Source organism: Mordavella massiliensis (assembly GCF_016902415.1).
Taxonomy (GTDB): domain Bacteria; phylum Bacillota; class Clostridia; order Lachnospirales; family Lachnospiraceae; genus Merdimonas; species Merdimonas faecigallinarum.
The window spans coordinates 1-209 of the sequence record NZ_JACJLV010000142.1 but is presented as its reverse complement, the minus strand read 5'-3'; the positions used below and the strand labels follow the sequence as shown (position 1 = coordinate 209).

Here is a 209-nt window from a genome sequence, read left to right as displayed (position 1 = left end):
AACACCCGTACCCATCCCGAACACGATGGTTAAGCCCTAAGCGGCCGATGGTACTGCACTGGAGACGGTGTGGGAGAGCAGGTGGCTGCCAGGAATAAAAAAAGAAAAAAAGTGGCGGAAGCCCTTTTTGGAACGGGCTTATAGCTCAGCCGGTTAGAGCGCACGCCTGATAAGCGTGAGGTCGGTGGTTCGAGTCCACTTAAGCCCAT

1 tRNA gene and 1 rRNA gene are annotated in these 209 nt (G+C 54.5%); both read left to right on the top strand.

The features are described 5' to 3' along the window. A 5S ribosomal RNA gene (rrf, locus tag H6A13_RS13195) occupies positions 1-94 on the top strand; the annotation flags it as partial. Between the two features lie 40 nt (positions 95-134). Further along, positions 135-208 (top strand) — tRNA-Ile (locus tag H6A13_RS13190). The last annotated feature ends 1 nt before the right edge of the window (position 209 follow it).